This window comes from Acinetobacter sp. AG3 (genome assembly GCF_022343575.1).
In the GTDB taxonomy this organism is placed as follows: domain Bacteria; phylum Pseudomonadota; class Gammaproteobacteria; order Pseudomonadales; family Moraxellaceae; genus Acinetobacter; species Acinetobacter guillouiae.
This window is the reverse complement of the sequence record NZ_JAKQZD010000001.1, coordinates 608157-625254: the sequence shown is the minus strand read 5'-3', so window position 1 is coordinate 625254 and position 17098 is coordinate 608157. Positions and strand designations below refer to the sequence as shown.

Sequence of the window (17098 nt, the reverse complement as noted above, 5' to 3'; positions counted from 1 at the left end):
TCCCTGCTTATTTTTATTGCGATTTATTGTGTACAGTTCTAGTTTAATCCATTCTCGATATTCTAATAGCCCAATTGACGACTCGCGAGGTCTTTCATAATTTCTTCCGCCCCACCACCAATCATATTGACTTTAACATCACGGTAAATCCGTTCAGACTTGGTGCCTCGCATAAAGCCCATGCCCCCTAAAGTTTGTACAGCTGCATCGGCACAAAATTGCATAGTTTGAGTGGCCACATTTTTAAGCATACAGATTTGCGCAATCAACTCATTGCCCTGCATTTCAGGCTTCCCTAAGCGATAAGCAGTATCCTCCAACAAAGCAAGTGTTGTGGTTAAGCGAGTCGCCATATCGACTAATTTATGCCGAACCACTTGATGATCAACTAAACGTTTACCAAAGGTTTTTCGTTCTTGTGCCCATTCCAATGCTTCTTCATAACAGGCTAATGCAAAACCATAACTACTGGCAGCAAGAAAAAACCGCTCCATATTGAAGTTATTCATAATCACAAGGAAACCCATATTTTCTGCCCCCAACAAATTACTTGCAGGAACACGAACTTGATCAAAATGGAGATGAGCTGTATCCGAAGCCCACCATCCCATTTTTGTCGAGTTTTGATTTGCTTATGCCGTCACTATGAGCATCCATCAATAACATCGAGATACCATTCGGGCCTTTGGCATCAGGATCTGTACGTACCGCAACGGTATAATAATCCGCACGAATGCCCGATGTAATAAAGGTTTTTTCTCCACTGACAATATAGTCTTGACCATCCCGTACAGCTTTGGTTTTAAGTGCTGCTACATCAGAACCACCCGTGGGTTCAGTAATCGCCAACGCTGAAATTTTTTCGCCTGCCAAGATTTGAGTCAGTACAGTTTGTTTAATCTCATCTGAAGCAAAATGATTGATCGGAGGTGCGCCAATCGAGTGTGACAATAAGGAAGCACATAAACCACCTGAACCTGTTTTAGCTAACTCAATCGAAGACAACAACACATGAAAAGCATCGGTTTCTGGAATTCCCCCATAGTTTTCGTCAAAACCTATCCCCAATAAGCCGATATCTGCGGCTTTTTTATAAAGTTCTTTTGGAAAGGTCTCTGCCTCTTCCCATTGATTGATATGTGGCATTATTTCTTTTTGAACAAACTTTCGAATGGAATCTGCAAATGCAAAATGCTGATCTGTATAGTAAATTGGATTATGCTTCATCTTGATTTGCTTCCCAGCATTATTTTGAAAAACTTATACTGACAGATTTTATTTAATTTAAAGTTGCAGAAACGATCAATTTGTATTTAAAAACATGTCATTTTTGATCAAAACTCATATATTAATTTCAGATTCATGATCAAAAATCCGTTACACTGTTAGTAATTTCCTTTTAATTTTTAGCTCTATAAATAATGGCGACATTGAATCAATTTTTATCACGTTTTAACCCTGCAACCATTCAAAGAAGCTTGAGTTATGTCAAAAAAATTGATCTAAAATCCTTAGAGGTCTATCCTGATCGGGATAATTTAGTCATCGAAGCACAAATTCAGGGAACGGATTATTATGAAACGGCTGTTATCTATAATCCTTTAACAAATAAAATTGTGGATACCGACTGTAGTTGCCCTGTTGGTTACGATTGTAAGCATTCGGCTGCACTTGCACGTTATTTTTATGATCAACAGCTTTCCAACCCAGCCGCACGTCAAAAACTAAACCCATTAGACCAGGCTCAAACCACAACAAATAGTTCTACCCACACCACGGCAAAAGCTTGGCTCGCTCAATTTAAACAACAATTGGCACAAGTTCAACGCACTGAAACGCCAGTACAGCACCAACTTATTTATATTTTCCAACCAAAAAATAACACCGCCAAATTACAACTTAGTGTTTTTAAAGTTCGTCGTAACAAAGATGGAAAAATTAGAGATACCGCGCTCTATACCAGCTATGACAATGTATTAAATGAACGTCTTAAAGTGAGCAAAGAAGAAAAGAAAATCTTTAGTCATTTGTATTTTTTCGCTAAGCTAAATTTTAGCGATGTTCATTTCTATCCTGCGTCATGGGATATTTCAGGAATCTATCAAGAACATCTAAGAACGGCTATTCAAAGTAGCGCTTGTTACGCACTTGATGTACAAAGATTACCTTTAACATGGTCTGATCAAGCTTATAAAATTGAATTCAACTGGCAAACACGTACAGAACAACAAACAGAGAAACTTAAAGCACAATTTTTTGATGAAAATCATCTAGAAATTCCACCTGACCATGCTGAACAAATTTATATTATTCATTCTCATCCATTAAGTTATCTCGATACCCTTAAAAACCAAGTCGGTGTACTTGAGTCTTTATATTCTAGTGAAATGATCGAAGAATTGCTAAATATGCCACAAATGCCTGTGGAATTAATGGCTGAATTTGAGCAAGTGATTCAACCCTATGCACTTTTTGAAGATTTACCTCAAGCGCCATTTACACAAAGTATAGAAATATTAAAAGGCAAACCCACACCTATTTTACGTTTTGGAACACATCCGCAATATGATCGTCTTGGTCATATGCATCATTATGCAATTGCTGAAATTGAATTTGAATACTCAGCTGGACGAATTAAAGCGGGTTTCCCTGATGACAGTTTCATTATCAATATTGATGAAAAAGCGGTTCGCCAACAACGCGATTTAGTTGCTGAAAAGAAACATATTGATGAATTAATTCATTCAGTTAAATCCATGCAACGGATTAGCAAGCTACCAAAAAGCAAACGCCCCGCTTTTGATGACATCACTGAAAACTCAATTGTTTATGCAGATCCCATGGCTTGGGTTGAGCAGCTGGTTCCTGAAAATAAAATCGAAGGTCTCGGCTGGAAAGTTGAACATACCCTAGATAGTCAGTTCAATTTAAGTGCAACACAAAACCTGCAACTCTCATTAAATGAATCTGAAAAAAAACAAGACTGGTTTAATGTCGGTGCGACGATTCAGGATATGAATGGCAACACCTATAACCTGATTGATCTTCTTGGCTATGCGATACAGCATAATCCACATCTTTTAGAAGATGACTATATTGAAAAAATGGACAGTGACAGCTTCTTAATTGTTCATTTAAAAGAAGCTCAAACACAACTGGCGCTTAGAAAGCAAGAAATTAAGCCCATTCTGATCTATTTAAAAGAAATTTTACGACATCCTGAATCTGCAACATTAGATCAATACGATGCCGCTCAATTCTTAGATTTACAGCATCATTTGGGCATGCCTTGGCGCACCAACGAACGCCTGAAAATATTTGCTGAAAAGCTTCAAAATAGTTATCAAGATCAAATCTGTACACCACAAGGCTTCCAAGGCGAACTACGCCCATATCAACAACAAGGTTTAGCATGGCTACAGTTTTTACGTGAAACTGAACATGGCGGTATCCTTGCCGATGATATGGGACTCGGTAAAACAGCACAAACACTTGCGCATATTCTATTAGAAAAGCAGGCAGGCCGATTAAATCAACGCCCAGCCTTGATTATTGCACCAACCTCTTTAATGCATAACTGGCGTAAAGAAGCTGAGAAATTCACCCCTGAATTAAAAGTTTTGGTCTTACAAGGACATGATCGAGTCGAGCATTTTCAAGAGATTAAAAACGTAGATATTGTGTTGAGTACCTACCCGCTTTTGGGCCGTGATGAAGAATTTTTACTGCCCTATCAATATCATTTATTGATTTTGGATGAAGCGCAAAACATTAAAAACCCTCGGGCCAAAGCCTCTCAAGTGGTACGACAAATCAAAGCAAAACATCGTCTATGCTTAACTGGTACACCGATGGAAAACCATTTGGGTGAGTTATGGTCATTGTTCCATTTCTTGATGCCTGGTTTTTTATATAGTCAGGAATTGTTTAATAAAAAATATCGCAATCCTATCGAGAAACATGCAGATCTTCAGGTTAAAACCAAACTCATTTCTCGTATTAAACCGTTTATGTTGCGTCGTTTAAAAACAGAGGTGGCGAAAGAGCTTCCTGAAAAAACCACGATTGAAGTCAATATTGATATGAACGAACAGCAATCTAAGCTCTACGAAGCTGTTCGTGCAACAATGCAAAAGAATATTCGTGAGTTGATTGCAGCGAAAGGCTTCCATCGTAGCCAGATTCAAATTTTAAGTGCATTACTTAAACTTCGACAAGTTTGCTGCCATCCAAGCCTTTTACAGCTTGATCAAGTCAAAAATCAAAATGTTGAATCAGCAAAATTAGATCATTTATTGGAAATGGTTCAAGATATGGTTGAGGAAGGACGTAAGATTTTAATCTTCTCTCAATTCACCACGATGCTACAACTCATTGAAGAGCATTTAAAAACCTTAAATATCCGAAATGTAAAACTTACTGGACAAACCAAGAAACGTGATGAAGTGATCACCGCATTCCAAGCAGGCGATATTCCTGTTTTCCTCATCAGCTTAAAGGCAGGCGGTGTAGGGCTTAATCTCACTGCTGCTGATACTGTGATTCATTATGATCCTTGGTGGAACCCAGCGGCTGAAGATCAAGCGTCTGATCGTGCATGGCGTATTGGTCAAGATAAACCTGTATTTGTTTATAAGTTGATTACCAACCAAAGTATTGAAGAAAAGATTTTAGCCTTACAGAAAAATAAAGCTGATCTTGCCAAATCTATTCTAAGTATTGATCATGAAAATGAAGTGAAATTGTCTGAAGATGATGTCATGAGTTTATTGGATTGAAACTTTAAAGATAAGGTGTGAAATTTAACAAAAGTTAGATCTAACGCATCAATACAAAGAAACCCCGTCATCTTGATGGGTTTTTGTTTTTTATACCTACATTGTTTTAGAATCTATAGACTTCTAAATACAGCTGCTTCACTTTACTGCATCGTTAGCTTTCCCAACTTAAATGATCCAAATTACCGTGATCATCTGTTTTAACGACGATTAACTGATCAGTTAAGTCTCTATTTGTAGTGTAATCAAAGACAGCAAAATACGATGTATCATACTTTCCATCTGGATAAAGCCCAACTCTTGTTAAATATAATTTGGTTAAAAACTGCTGTGCTTTATCTATTGGATTAGAAATCCCAATTTTTTCTAAGAAATCCTCGCCTAATTCTTCAATATGAAAATCCACATATTCTTTAACAGTCCCTTCCTTTTCATTTTCAAAATCTTGTTGAATATAATCTTGGTTTTTTTGATCAAATTTTTCTATATTTTCAATAAAAGACTTAACTCGTTGAAAAGTTTCTACATCCAAAGTGTTCGCTTCAAAATTTAAATCAACTTGAACGGCTTTGCCATTAAGCTCAAGATCAACTTGGTAATATTCTTCTAGTGATTCTAATTGCAGTGTTCCAAAATGCGGCAAGGTGTATTCTGGCATTTTTTATATTCCTATATTTTTTACATATTAGATAAAGCAATTAATTTATCATTTAATGATAAAAAATTCTTGGTCTAGATTTTATATTTATGTCTTTAAAAATAATAAAACACTTAAAATAATACACATAAAAAAACACCCCGCTCTCGTTAAAGAACGGGGTGTTTTTAGATTTAAAAGCTGGCGATGACTTACTCTCACATGGGTAACCCCACACTACCATCAGCGCTAAGAGGTTTCACTTCTGAGTTCGGGAAGGGATCAGGTGGTTCACTCTTGCTATTGTCGCCAGCAAACTGTTATGGACTTGTTCGGGTCTTATTTAAATGCCTTACTTCGTACCAAATGAGTTTAACAGAACATTTGAGTTGAATAGTTTAACTAGCTTTACAACTAAATCAAGTATGTTTGATCTTTTATGAATCAAATGATGCTTCATATACAACTGCTTGGGTGTTGTATAGTCAAGCCTCACGAGCAATTAGTATTGGTCAGCTTCATGCGTCACCGCACTTCCACATCCAACCTATCAACGTCGTAGTCTTCAACGGCTCTTTAGAGGACATAAAGTCCTAGGGAAATCTTATCTTGAGGTAGGCTTCCCGCTTAGATGCTTTCAGCGGTTATCCCTTCCGAACATAGCTACCCGGCGATGCGACTGGCGTCACAACCGGTACACCAGAGGTTCGTCCACTCTGGTCCTCTCGTACTAGGAGCAGATCCTCTCAAATTTCCAACGCCCACGGTAGATAGGGACCGAACTGTCTCACGACGTTCTAAACCCAGCTCGCGTACCTCTTTAAATGGCGAACAGCCATACCCTTGGGACCTGCTTCAGCCCCAGGATGAGATGAGCCGACATCGAGGTGCCAAACACCGCCGTCGATATGAACTCTTGGGCGGTATCAGCCTGTTATCCCCAGAGTACCTTTTATCCGTTGAGCGATGGCCCTTCCATACAGAACCACCGGATCACTAAGACCTACTTTCGTACCTGCTCGACTTGTGGGTCTCGCAGTTAAGCGCGCTTTTGCCTTTATACTCTACGCGTGATTTCCGACCACGCTGAGCGCACCTTCGTACTCCTCCGTTACTCTTTAGGAGGAGACCGCCCCAGTCAAACTACCCACCAGACATGGTCCTCGTCCCGGATAACGGGACAGAGTTAGAACCTCAATATTACCAGGGTGGTATTTCAAGGATGGCTCCATAGCAACTGGCGTCACTACTTCAAAGCCTCCCACCTATCCTACACAAGTAAGATCAAAGTTCAATGTCAAGCTGCAGTAAAGGTTCACGGGGTCTTTCCGTCTAGCCGCGGGTACACCGCATCTTCACGGCGATTTCGATTTCACTGAGCCTCTGCTGGAGACAGCGCCCCCATCATTATGCCATTCGTGCAGGTCGGAACTTACCCGACAAGGAATTTCGCTACCTTAGGACCGTTATAGTTACGGCCGCCGTTTACTGGGGCTTCGATCAAGAGCTTCGCTTACGCTAACCCCATCAATTAACCTTCCAGCACCGGGCAGGCATCACACCCTATACGTCCACTTTCGTGTTTGCAGAGTGCTATGTTTTTAATAAACAGTTGCAGGGGCCTGGTTTCTGTGGCTGCCAATAGCTCAAGGAGCAAGTCCTATCACCGTCAGCAGCGTACCTTCTCCCGAAGTTACGGTACCATTTTGCCTAGTTCCTTCAGCAGAGTTCTCTCAAGCGCTTTGGTCTACTCGACCTGACCACCTGTGTCGGTTTAGGGTACGATTCCTGTGTAACTGAAGCTTAGAGACTTTTCCTGGAAGCATAGTATCAGCCACTTCGCTAGTAAACTAGCTTGCTATCAGCTCTCAGCATAGAGCACCCCGGATTTGCCTAAGATGCATGCCTACTGCCTTTCACCTGGACAACCAACGCCAGGCTGACTTAACTTTCTCCGTCCTCTCATCGCATTACACAGAAGTATTGGAATATTAACCAATTTCCCATCGACTACGCCTCTCGGCCTCGCCTTAGGGGTCGACTCACCCAGCCCCGATTAACGTTGGACTGGAACCCTTGGTCTTTCAGCGAACGGGTTTTTCACCCGTTTTGTCGTTACTCACGTCAGCATTCGCACTTCTGATACCTCCAGCATACTTCTCAATACACCTTCATCGGCTTACAGAACGCTCCCCTACCACGTGCACATAGTGCACATCCGCAGCTTCGGCATATAGTTTTAGCCCCGTTACATCTTCCGCGCAGGCCGACTCGACTAGTGAGCTATTACGCTTTCTTTAAAGGGTGGCTGCTTCTAAGCCAACCTCCTAGCTGTCTATGCCTTCCCACATCGTTTCCCACTTAACTATAATTTGGGGGCCTTAGCTGGCGGTCTGGATTGTTTTCCTCTTGACTACGGACGTTAGCACCCGCAGTCTGTCTCCCGGATAGTACTCATAGGTATTCGGAGTTTGCATCGGTTTGGTAAGTCGGGATGACCCCCTAGCCGAAACAGTGCTCTACCCCCTATGGTATTCGTCCGAGGCGCTACCTAAATAGCTTTCGGGGAGAACCAGCTATCACCGAGTTTGATTAGCCTTTCACCCCTATCCACAAGTCATCCCCTGGCTTTTCAACGACAGTGGGTTCGGTCCTCCAGTTAGTGTTACCCAACCTTCAACCTGCTCATGGATAGATCACCCGGTTTCGGGTCTATACCCAGCAACTAAACGCCCTATTAAGACTCGATTTCTCTACGGCTCCCCTATACGGTTAACCTTGCTACTGAATATAAGTCGCTGACCCATTATACAAAAGGTACGCAGTCACCGAACAAGTCGGCTCCCACTGCTTGTATGCATGCGGTTTCAGGATCTATTTCACTCCCCTCACAGGGGTTCTTTTCGCCTTTCCCTCACGGTACTGGTTCACTATCGGTCAGTCAGGAGTATTTAGCCTTGGAGGATGGTCCCCCCATATTCAGACAAGGTTTCACGTGCCTCGCCCTACTCGTCATCATTATATGTGCCCTTTCGTGTACGGGACTATCACCCTCTACGGTAGCACTTCCCAGAGCTTTCCGCTAAAACACATATAACTTAATGGGCTGATCCCCGTTCGCTCGCCGCTACTGAGGGAATCTCAATTGATTTCTTTTCCTAAGGGTACTGAGATGTTTCACTTCCCCTCGTTCGCCTCGCATGACTATGTATTCATCATGCGATACCTACCTTATGGTAAGTGGGTTTCCCCATTCAGAAATCTCCGGATCACAGGATATTTGCCGCCTCCCCGAAGCTTATCGCAGGCTATTACGTCTTTCATCGCCTCTGACTGCCAAGGCATCCACCACATGCACTTAATTACTTGACTATACAACCCCAAACAGTCGTTAATCCCTACAAGGAGGATCAACAATGTGAACTTAATCACTTCTATTTGTTGCCTGTGAATTTAATCACTATACAGCTTCAATTTAATTCATATACCAAAACGCTTGATTCAGTTTTATCGCTAGTGCTCATTTCATTCAACATTAACAATTACTTGCTAACATCAACTAAAACGAGTTTAAACAATTATTTCAACTCAAATATATTCTGTTAATGATTCACTACCGCCTCGTCAGCGAGTAGTTAACTGTGATAAATCACAGAACTTAATAAGCTATCGGCTTACTAAGTTCTGTAATCACTTAGTCTTTAATTAGTGGTGGAGACTAACGGAGTCGAACCGTTGACCTCCTGCGTGCAAAGCAGGCGCTCTACCAACTAAGCTAAGTCCCCAGCTTAAGATCTTAATATATCTGCTCTTCTGTGTTCAGTAGACTTGGTGGGTCTGACAAGACTTGAACTTGTGACCCCACGCTTATCAAGCGTGTGCTCTAACCAACTGAGCTACAGACCCTCAGATACATCAATGAAGAACAACTTGTTGTGGATTCTTACCAATCGTCAATCTTTCGTTAAGGAGGTGATCCAGCCGCAGGTTCCCCTACGGCTACCTTGTTACGACTTCACCCCAGTCATCGGCCACACCGTGGTAAGCGTCCTCCTTACGGTTAGACTACCTACTTCTGGTGCAACAAACTCCCATGGTGTGACGGGCGGTGTGTACAAGGCCCGGGAACGTATTCACCGCGGCATTCTGATCCGCGATTACTAGCGATTCCGACTTCATGGAGTCGAGTTGCAGACTCCAATCCGGACTACGATCGGCTTTTTGAGATTAGCATCCTATCGCTAGGTAGCAACCCTTTGTACCGACCATTGTAGCACGTGTGTAGCCCTGGTCGTAAGGGCCATGATGACTTGACGTCGTCCCCGCCTTCCTCCAGTTTGTCACTGGCAGTATCCTTAAAGTTCCCACCCGAAGTGCTGGCAAATAAGGAAAAGGGTTGCGCTCGTTGCGGGACTTAACCCAACATCTCACGACACGAGCTGACGACAGCCATGCAGCACCTGTATGTAAGTTCCCGAAGGCACCAATCCATCTCTGGAAAGTTCTTACTATGTCAAGACCAGGTAAGGTTCTTCGCGTTGCATCGAATTAAACCACATGCTCCACCGCTTGTGCGGGCCCCCGTCAATTCATTTGAGTTTTAGTCTTGCGACCGTACTCCCCAGGCGGTCTACTTATCGCGTTAGCTGCGCCACTAAAGCCTCAAAGGCCCCAACGGCTAGTAGACATCGTTTACGGCATGGACTACCAGGGTATCTAATCCTGTTTGCTCCCCATGCTTTCGTACCTCAGCGTCAGTATTAGGCCAGATGGCTGCCTTCGCCATCGGTATTCCTCCAGATCTCTACGCATTTCACCGCTACACCTGGAATTCTACCATCCTCTCCCATACTCTAGCTTCCCAGTATCGAATGCAATTCCCAAGTTAAGCTCGGGGATTTCACATCCGACTTAAAAAGCCGCCTACGCACGCTTTACGCCCAGTAAATCCGATTAACGCTCGCACCCTCTGTATTACCGCGGCTGCTGGCACAGAGTTAGCCGGTGCTTATTCTGCGAGTAACGTCCACTCTTCTTGGGTATTAACCAAGAGAGCCTCCTCCTCGCTTAAAGTGCTTTACAACCATAAGGCCTTCTTCACACACGCGGCATGGCTGGATCAGGGTTCCCCCCATTGTCCAATATTCCCCACTGCTGCCTCCCGTAGGAGTCTGGGCCGTGTCTCAGTCCCAGTGTGGCGGATCATCCTCTCAGACCCGCTACAGATCGTCGCCTTGGTAGGCCTTTACCCCACCAACTAGCTAATCCGACTTAGGCTCATCTATTAACGCAAGGTCACAAGTGATCCCCTGCTTTCCCCCGTAGGGCGTATGCGGTATTAGCATCCCTTTCGAGATGTTGTCCCCCATTAATAGGCAGATTCCTAAGTATTACTCACCCGTCCGCCGCTAGGTCAGTTACCGAAGCAACATCCCCCGCTCGACTTGCATGTGTTAAGCCTGCCGCCAGCGTTCAATCTGAGCCATGATCAAACTCTTCAGTTAAAAATCATTAGTGACTTAAGGTCACAATTCTGACTCATCAATGTACTGACAAATTCTCTCAAATAAACTTCGAGTAATTTAAACCAATCAATCAATGATAATATTTCGATCAATCAATCAGTAAAAATCCACACAAGTTGTTCTTCATATTCTCTTAATGATCTTCTCAATGCTTCGTCAGCATCAAGCTAGGTCGGCTATACTACTCTCTATCTCTAAAAAGTCAATCAATAATGTTAATTATTTTTTCCAACAAACCCAACTCTAATCTCACCTTAAAATCTCAATTCGAAATCTTAACAACTTAATCAAGTGCCTGATTTATCAGAAGTTTTATTTAACATCACCGCCGATGGATGTGCATTCTACAGCATTCCCAATCCAACACAACCCCTTTTTTTAATTATTTTAATTGTTCGAACAAATAATGTTCGTTTATCATATTTATTCACACTTTTTAATCAAATTTGCTTTAATACATATGCAATAACTACTGTTAGAATACGATTATGAAGTCTTTAATATAGCTATATCGTTATCGACTACTTTTACTTTAAGAATATTTCAAGGAATTCTATGCGTCCTTATCATGTACTTTGGGCTTGTTTACTTAGCATTGGTCTGACTAGCCATGTATTTGCTCAAGACGAATTATCTGCTCAAGAGAATTCGGACAATGCTGTTTCTACAAACTCTGATTCAGATGATAAGTCGTCTCAAGAGAATTCTTCAGCACTAGAAAACGAAGCAGCTTCTAAACACCCAAGAATTGAAGCCCTTAGAGAGCTTAAAAACATCACAAAAAATGACTTAAAAGTGAATGCCAATGCAGCACAACCAGATGCGGTAAAAGATCCACTACAACCATTGAACCGTGAAATTTATGCGTTTAATGATATGATCGACCGTAATGTTGCTCGACCTATTGCTGTTCAGTACAAAGCAAAAGTGCCTGGTGATGTACGTTCTTCATATAGTTTATTTCGTAAAAATCTGAGTGAACCATGGAATGCGGTCAACCAACTTGCTCAAGGGCGTTTTAGTCGTGCAGCCAAGTCTCTAGGTCGTTTTACCATTAACACCGTCAGCTCTTTAGGTTTAGCTGATCCTGCAACTCGCTTAGGTTTAGCAACTGAAGAAGAAAGCTTGGGTACCACATTAGGTTACTACGGTATTCCAAGTGGTCCTTATGTCATGCTGCCTATCTTAGGACCTAGCACACTTCGTCACTCAGTTGATTATGTTGCTGAAGGCTATGCCAATCCGCTTACCTATCCAATGGATAACAACCATCAAACAGGTTTAATCTGGGGTAACCGTGCATTAGGTGGGATTAATACCCGTTCTAAACTTCTAGATGTTGAAAGTGTATTGCAAGGTGATCGTTACTCAGCAATTCGCGATATCTATTTACAACGTTTAGCATTCCAAATTGCTGAGAAAAAAGGTCGTGGACAGGAAGCTGTCGCATTTGTAGATGATGATGAGGACGACAGCAATCATCCTACTGATACAAACGCAGACAAATAACCACAATATTTTGTTAAACTTATTTGCTAGTAATTCATATGGTTTTACTAGCATTGTGGTGTCATCTATAGTAAATCTACTGGATAATGCTTTTATACCGATTAAGGATCATTCATTTCTTCTATGTATTTCATTCAACCCAGTCGCCAAATTTCAAGCTTAGAACAAGTATTAGATACGCTTCCTAGCTTGCAGATGATTACCATTGAAGACATTCATCGTTATGATCCAACAATTATTGCAATTGCAGACGTCCACGATTTTTTACAATACCAATGGGCTTTACCTACCATTGTCATTGCACAAGAAAATGAAGGAAGCGAACTTTCTCAAGCATGGGAACTTGGTGCCCTTGCTGGTTGGATCTGGACCAAGCTTCCAGCCAATCTTGAAGATTCTTTATTAAAAATTGATGCGCAATATAAACGTAATCAAGATAGCCGTGACCTACCTTCTGCCGCAGAACTACAAAAGAAACTTCTTCCAAATCCAATTGAATTGCAAAACTATAAAGTTGAAACGCTTTTCCAGCCTTCTGCGTATTTGTCTGGTGACTGGTATGACTACTGGAAAATCAGTGATAAAGAAATCATGTTCTATTTGGCCGATGTATCGGGTCATGGGGTAACCAGCTCTTTACTGACATCTTGGATGGCTGCCTTTCATGGTCGCTCGAAAACACCAAGAGAATTGATTAAAAAACTCAATGGTATGCTGGTTCAAGAAAACATTGAAAAACACATCACAATGTTAGCTGGCATTCTAAATCTAGAAACGCATGCTTTAAAATGGTCAAGTGCGGGCCATTACCCTCCCCCCATCATTTTTGAACCCAACCAAGCCCCTCGTGTCTTGAATACCAGCAGTTTTCCTTTAGGACTCACAGAAGACTTAGAGGTTGAAGAATTCCAATGTACCTTAACCAAGCATGCGCGGTTCATTATTTGTTCTGATGGTGCCCTTGAACCATTCTCTGGTGGTTTGAATGAACAGTTCTCACAATTGGTCTATCATTTGCAAAATCAATCATTCCGCGCACCAGAACATGTAGCAGATGACATTGCAATCCTCAGTCTCCGCAGAATGAATTAACAATATAATCAAATACATATAATAAATTAGACTAATAACCTATACGCAAACGCTTGAGTATAGACTTGCGCTATGTGATAATTTTCCTATCCTTCTCTGCAAATGGCATTTATATGTCAACAGGTCATGTTGAATATGCAAGCTTGAATGGAACGCATATTTTCAAACTTATTGGTGAAGTGCGAGCCCAATCTTGTATTAGTTTAGACAAACTTTTGGCAAGGATTGAACAACAGAAAAACGTCATTGGCGCAATTGTTGATTTAACCCAAACCACATTTATTGATAGTACAGTTCTTGGAATACTTGCCAAGCTTGGCTTAAAGTTGAAACAAGTACACCACATCCAAGCGGTGATGCTGTCCACAAATCCAGATATTACCACTCTAGCCAATAGCATGGGCTTAGGGCAGGTTTTTGTCATTTTAAATTACTGTGGTGACCCTCAAGTGTGCACCAATGCTTTGATTGACGATAATGTTAATCACAGCACAATGCTGTGTACCGTTCTCGATGCACACAAAACATTAATGAAGCTCAATGAAAACAACCAAAATATGTTCGAGCCATTAGTTAAACAACTTGAAAAGCAGCAAGATACAATGGAATGTGTGTCTTCAAACCAGCAAAACGCTTAATAATTTCAAAATTGCTTTATCAGGGATAGCCCATGACTTTACTTTCCGTTGTTCAAATGAACTCTCAAAATGACATTGAAGCAAACTTCAGTGTGATTGAGTCGTTGATACAACAAAGTAAAGCTGATGGTGCTTCTTTGATTGTGTTTCCTGAAAATTTTGTCTGCTTTGCCGCAGGTAAACAACGGGAAACTGCTGCACGTTTTGAAGAAATTCAAAAGCGTTTAGAAAACTTAGCACATCATTATCAAATATGGATTGTTGCAGGGACCTTACCTTGCCCTTTCCGCCCAGATGGTTCAATTATTGCTGACGGTCGAGTTCGTACTGTCAGCCTATGTATCAGTCCAGAAGGCACTGAAGCACGTTATGACAAAATTCACTTATTTGATGTGCAAGTGGGTGATGCTGTTGGTGGGTATCAAGAATCTCAGTTTTTTGAACCAGGCAGTGATATTGTTGTCGCGAAAACACCTTTTGGACAAATCGGTTTGATGGTTTGCTACGACTTACGCTTTCCAGAACTTGCTCTCACCTTGAGAGCGCAAGGTGCAAATATTTTGACTGCACCAGCTGCATTTACCTATACCACAGGTCAAATGCATTGGCAGTTATTACTTCAAGCACGTGCGATGGACAGCCAATGTCATGTTTTAGGTGCAGCACAACAAGGTTGGCATGGTGAAAAACGTCAAACCTGGGGACATGCTGGTGCAACCAATAGTCGTGGGCAGATTTTAGCGATTACAGATGCAGAAGGCGCGCAATTGATGACGGTTCCTTTTGATTTGAATGAGCAGCGCTCAATTCGTGAATCAATGCCTTTAATGCAACATCGCAAATTGATGTCATTCTAAGCCTGTATTGCCATTAATGACTTTTATTTCCTGAACAAGACAAAACAACGTTATACTTGTGAGGCGTAATATCTTCACGAGACAAGCATGCAACAAGACTATTCAAACTTAAATCTTGATCATCAACTCTGCTTTCTTGTTTACTCTACAAACTTAGCATTAAATCAACTTTATCGTAAATTACTCACACCACTAGGACTGACCTATCCACAGTATTTAGTTATGTTAGTACTTTGGGAAAAAGATGGTCTAACTGTGTCTGAAATTGGTGAAAAACTCTTTTTAGAATCATCTACCTTGACCCCCTTACTCAAAAAATTACAAAGTAATGGTATTGTTAACCGCGAACGTTCTACGAAAGATGAACGTCAAGTGATTATCAGCCTAACAGCTGCAGGTCATGCGCTAAAATTAAAAGCCGTGGATATTCCGTTACAAGTTGCTCAAGCCAGTGCCTGTGATTTAGACAGCATTACTCAATTGAAAGATCTTCTTTCAAATTTACGCGAAAACATTTCAAAATAAAGTTATCAAATTTTACACAAACGCTACTTGTTTAAATATTTATATCGTATACGATATAATTGAACGCAATCAAAAATGGATGATTTCCGATGTCTTTAGAAAAAGTGGTTTATACAGCACATGCAAAAGCAACTGGCGGTCGTGATGGTCGTGCAACATCATCAGACGGAATTTTAGATGTTAAATTAGCAGTGCCTAAAGAAATGGGTGGTGCTGGTGGCGGTACCAATCCTGAACAACTTTTTGCAGCAGGTTATTCTGCTTGCTTCCTTGGTGCGATGAAATTTGTTGCCAACCGTGATCATTTAAAAATTACCCCAGATGTTTATATCGAAGGTGATGTTGGTATTGGTCCAATCGCTACTGGTTTTGGTATTCAAGTGACTTTAAATATTCATTTAGAAGGTTTAGAGCAAGAAGAAGCACAAAAATTAGTAGATGCTGCACATATTGTTTGCCCATATTCAAATGCGACTCGTGGCAATATTGATGTGACATTAAATGTAATTGTTTAATGTTATGATAAAACCTACCTAGAAGTATAAATTTATTTTTAGGTAGGGGTAATTTACAAAGCTATTTAAATCAGTTTGAATTTTCACCCAAGTATATTTATTCGCTAAAAAAATGTTCTGTATAATTTTATGTATCTAAATCTTAGGGTAAACAATGGCACTTAGTATTAAAGATTTATATTTTAAAATATTAGACTTTGAAAAAATATTATACTTTGAAACAATATTAGACTTTAAAGCTGAAGATTTTTTTGAATCTGTAATTAAAAAATGGATTGTTGAAAATGACTATAAGAATTATATTTCGAATATATCCAACAAAATAAGTGGTAGAAAAAATGAATTATTGCAAGAAGATATTTGGGAGCTTTATGCATTATCTCGTGTATTAGACCTACTGACACTTCCTTTTCAAACTGACAATGATGCTGATGATTCTGATTGGAAAGGACCAAGAATTACAGTAGCGGAATACATTGAATTTAATAACCTTCTTGGTCTTGAAATAACTACACCCTTTTCATTCAAACCTTTTAATTGTGAAATAATAGAAGCACAAATAGGAATGAATGATTTCGAAATTATTGAGTGTAACTTTCCTGCTGTAAAACTAAATAATTTAATGATAAAAAAAGCTGGTGTGAAAATTTTACTCAATCCAGATAAATTCAATTTAAACTTAATAAACAAGGCTTCAATTTATTGGGCATTCAGACGTAAAAATAGAAAATACTTTGACTTATCTCAAGGATGGGGAAGTAATTCACAATGGAGAACCGATTTAAGATTAGATATTGAAACAGAAAACTCTTACATCTATAACGTAACAGGGAGATTTAACCTAAACTCCCCAACAATAGAACTCACGGAAGAGTTAAATCAACAAGACTTAGAACTAAATGAGGCAGTGGAGTTAACTGTTTTTAGGCATTTTATGAAATGTACAAAAGATGATTCTGATCTATTTCCATATTATTTTAGATTTGAAGAACAAAAAAGTTAACAGAACAAAGATGATTTTC

At 40.5% G+C, this 17098-nt stretch carries 9 protein-coding genes, 2 tRNA genes, 3 rRNA genes and 1 pseudogene; 8 read left to right on the top strand and 7 right to left on the bottom strand.

The features are described 5' to 3' along the window. Positions 1-62: 62 nt before the first annotated feature. A pseudogene (locus L3V46_RS02950) lies at positions 63-1227 on the bottom strand (acyl-CoA dehydrogenase family protein). 194 nt (positions 1228-1421) lie between these two features. Between L3V46_RS02950 and L3V46_RS02945 the strand changes: the two are divergent. Continuing rightward, entirely contained in the window at positions 1422-4778 is a 3357-nt protein-coding gene (locus L3V46_RS02945) for a DEAD/DEAH box helicase (RefSeq protein WP_239044875.1), read from the top strand. 154 nt (positions 4779-4932) lie between these two features. Here L3V46_RS02945 and L3V46_RS02940 read toward each other — a convergent pair whose 3' ends face one another. From L3V46_RS02940 to L3V46_RS02915, 6 genes are all read right to left on the bottom strand, one after another. Beyond that, positions 4933-5436, bottom strand: coding sequence for a DUF2004 domain-containing protein (locus L3V46_RS02940; RefSeq protein WP_239044874.1), 504 nt, complete (start codon positions 5434-5436; stop codon positions 4933-4935). Between the two features lie 178 nt (positions 5437-5614). After that, positions 5615-5729, bottom strand: a 5S ribosomal RNA gene (gene rrf, locus L3V46_RS02935). Between the two features lie 167 nt (positions 5730-5896). Then, a 23S ribosomal RNA gene (locus L3V46_RS02930) occupies positions 5897-8787 on the bottom strand. A gap of 337 nt (positions 8788-9124) precedes the next feature. After that, positions 9125-9200, bottom strand: a tRNA-Ala gene (locus L3V46_RS02925). Between the two features lie 44 nt (positions 9201-9244). Continuing rightward, positions 9245-9321 (bottom strand) — tRNA-Ile (locus L3V46_RS02920). 59 nt (positions 9322-9380) lie between these two features. After that, a 16S ribosomal RNA gene (locus L3V46_RS02915) occupies positions 9381-10919 on the bottom strand. Together the 16S, 23S and 5S rRNA genes with 2 tRNA genes alongside form the textbook arrangement of a ribosomal RNA operon. A 576-nt stretch (positions 10920-11495) precedes the next feature. Between L3V46_RS02915 and L3V46_RS02910 the strand changes: the two genes are divergently transcribed. From L3V46_RS02910 to L3V46_RS02880, 7 genes are all read left to right on the top strand, one after another. Beyond that, positions 11496-12449, top strand: a complete 954-nt coding sequence (locus L3V46_RS02910; protein WP_004817058.1) for a VacJ family lipoprotein — start codon at positions 11496-11498, stop codon at positions 12447-12449. 123 nt (positions 12450-12572) lie between these two features. Further along, on the top strand, positions 12573-13541 hold the full coding sequence (gene gigA / locus L3V46_RS02905) for an RsbU family protein phosphatase GigA (protein WP_004725998.1): 969 nt from the start codon (positions 12573-12575) through the stop codon (positions 13539-13541). 113 nt (positions 13542-13654) lie between these two features. Further along, on the top strand, positions 13655-14179 hold the full coding sequence (gigB, locus tag L3V46_RS02900; RefSeq protein WP_016539397.1) for an anti-anti-sigma factor GigB: 525 nt from the start codon (positions 13655-13657) through the stop codon (positions 14177-14179). 32 nt (positions 14180-14211) lie between these two features. Beyond that, positions 14212-15036, top strand: a complete 825-nt coding sequence (locus L3V46_RS02895) for a carbon-nitrogen hydrolase family protein (RefSeq protein ID WP_034612444.1) — start codon at positions 14212-14214, stop codon at positions 15034-15036. Between the two features lie 87 nt (positions 15037-15123). Further along, the gene (locus L3V46_RS02890; protein ID WP_004817054.1) at positions 15124-15561 is read left to right on the top strand and encodes a MarR family transcriptional regulator; all 438 of its coding nucleotides are present in this window, start codon (positions 15124-15126) and stop codon (positions 15559-15561) included. Between the two features lie 89 nt (positions 15562-15650). Beyond that, a complete protein-coding gene (locus L3V46_RS02885) occupies positions 15651-16076 on the top strand; it encodes an organic hydroperoxide resistance protein (RefSeq protein WP_004817050.1) in 426 nt (141 codons plus the stop codon). A gap of 154 nt (positions 16077-16230) precedes the next feature. Continuing rightward, positions 16231-17079 (top strand): hypothetical protein, encoded by an 849-nt coding sequence (locus L3V46_RS02880; RefSeq protein ID WP_239044873.1) that lies wholly within the window; start codon positions 16231-16233, stop codon positions 17077-17079. Positions 17080-17098: the final 19 nt, after the last annotated feature.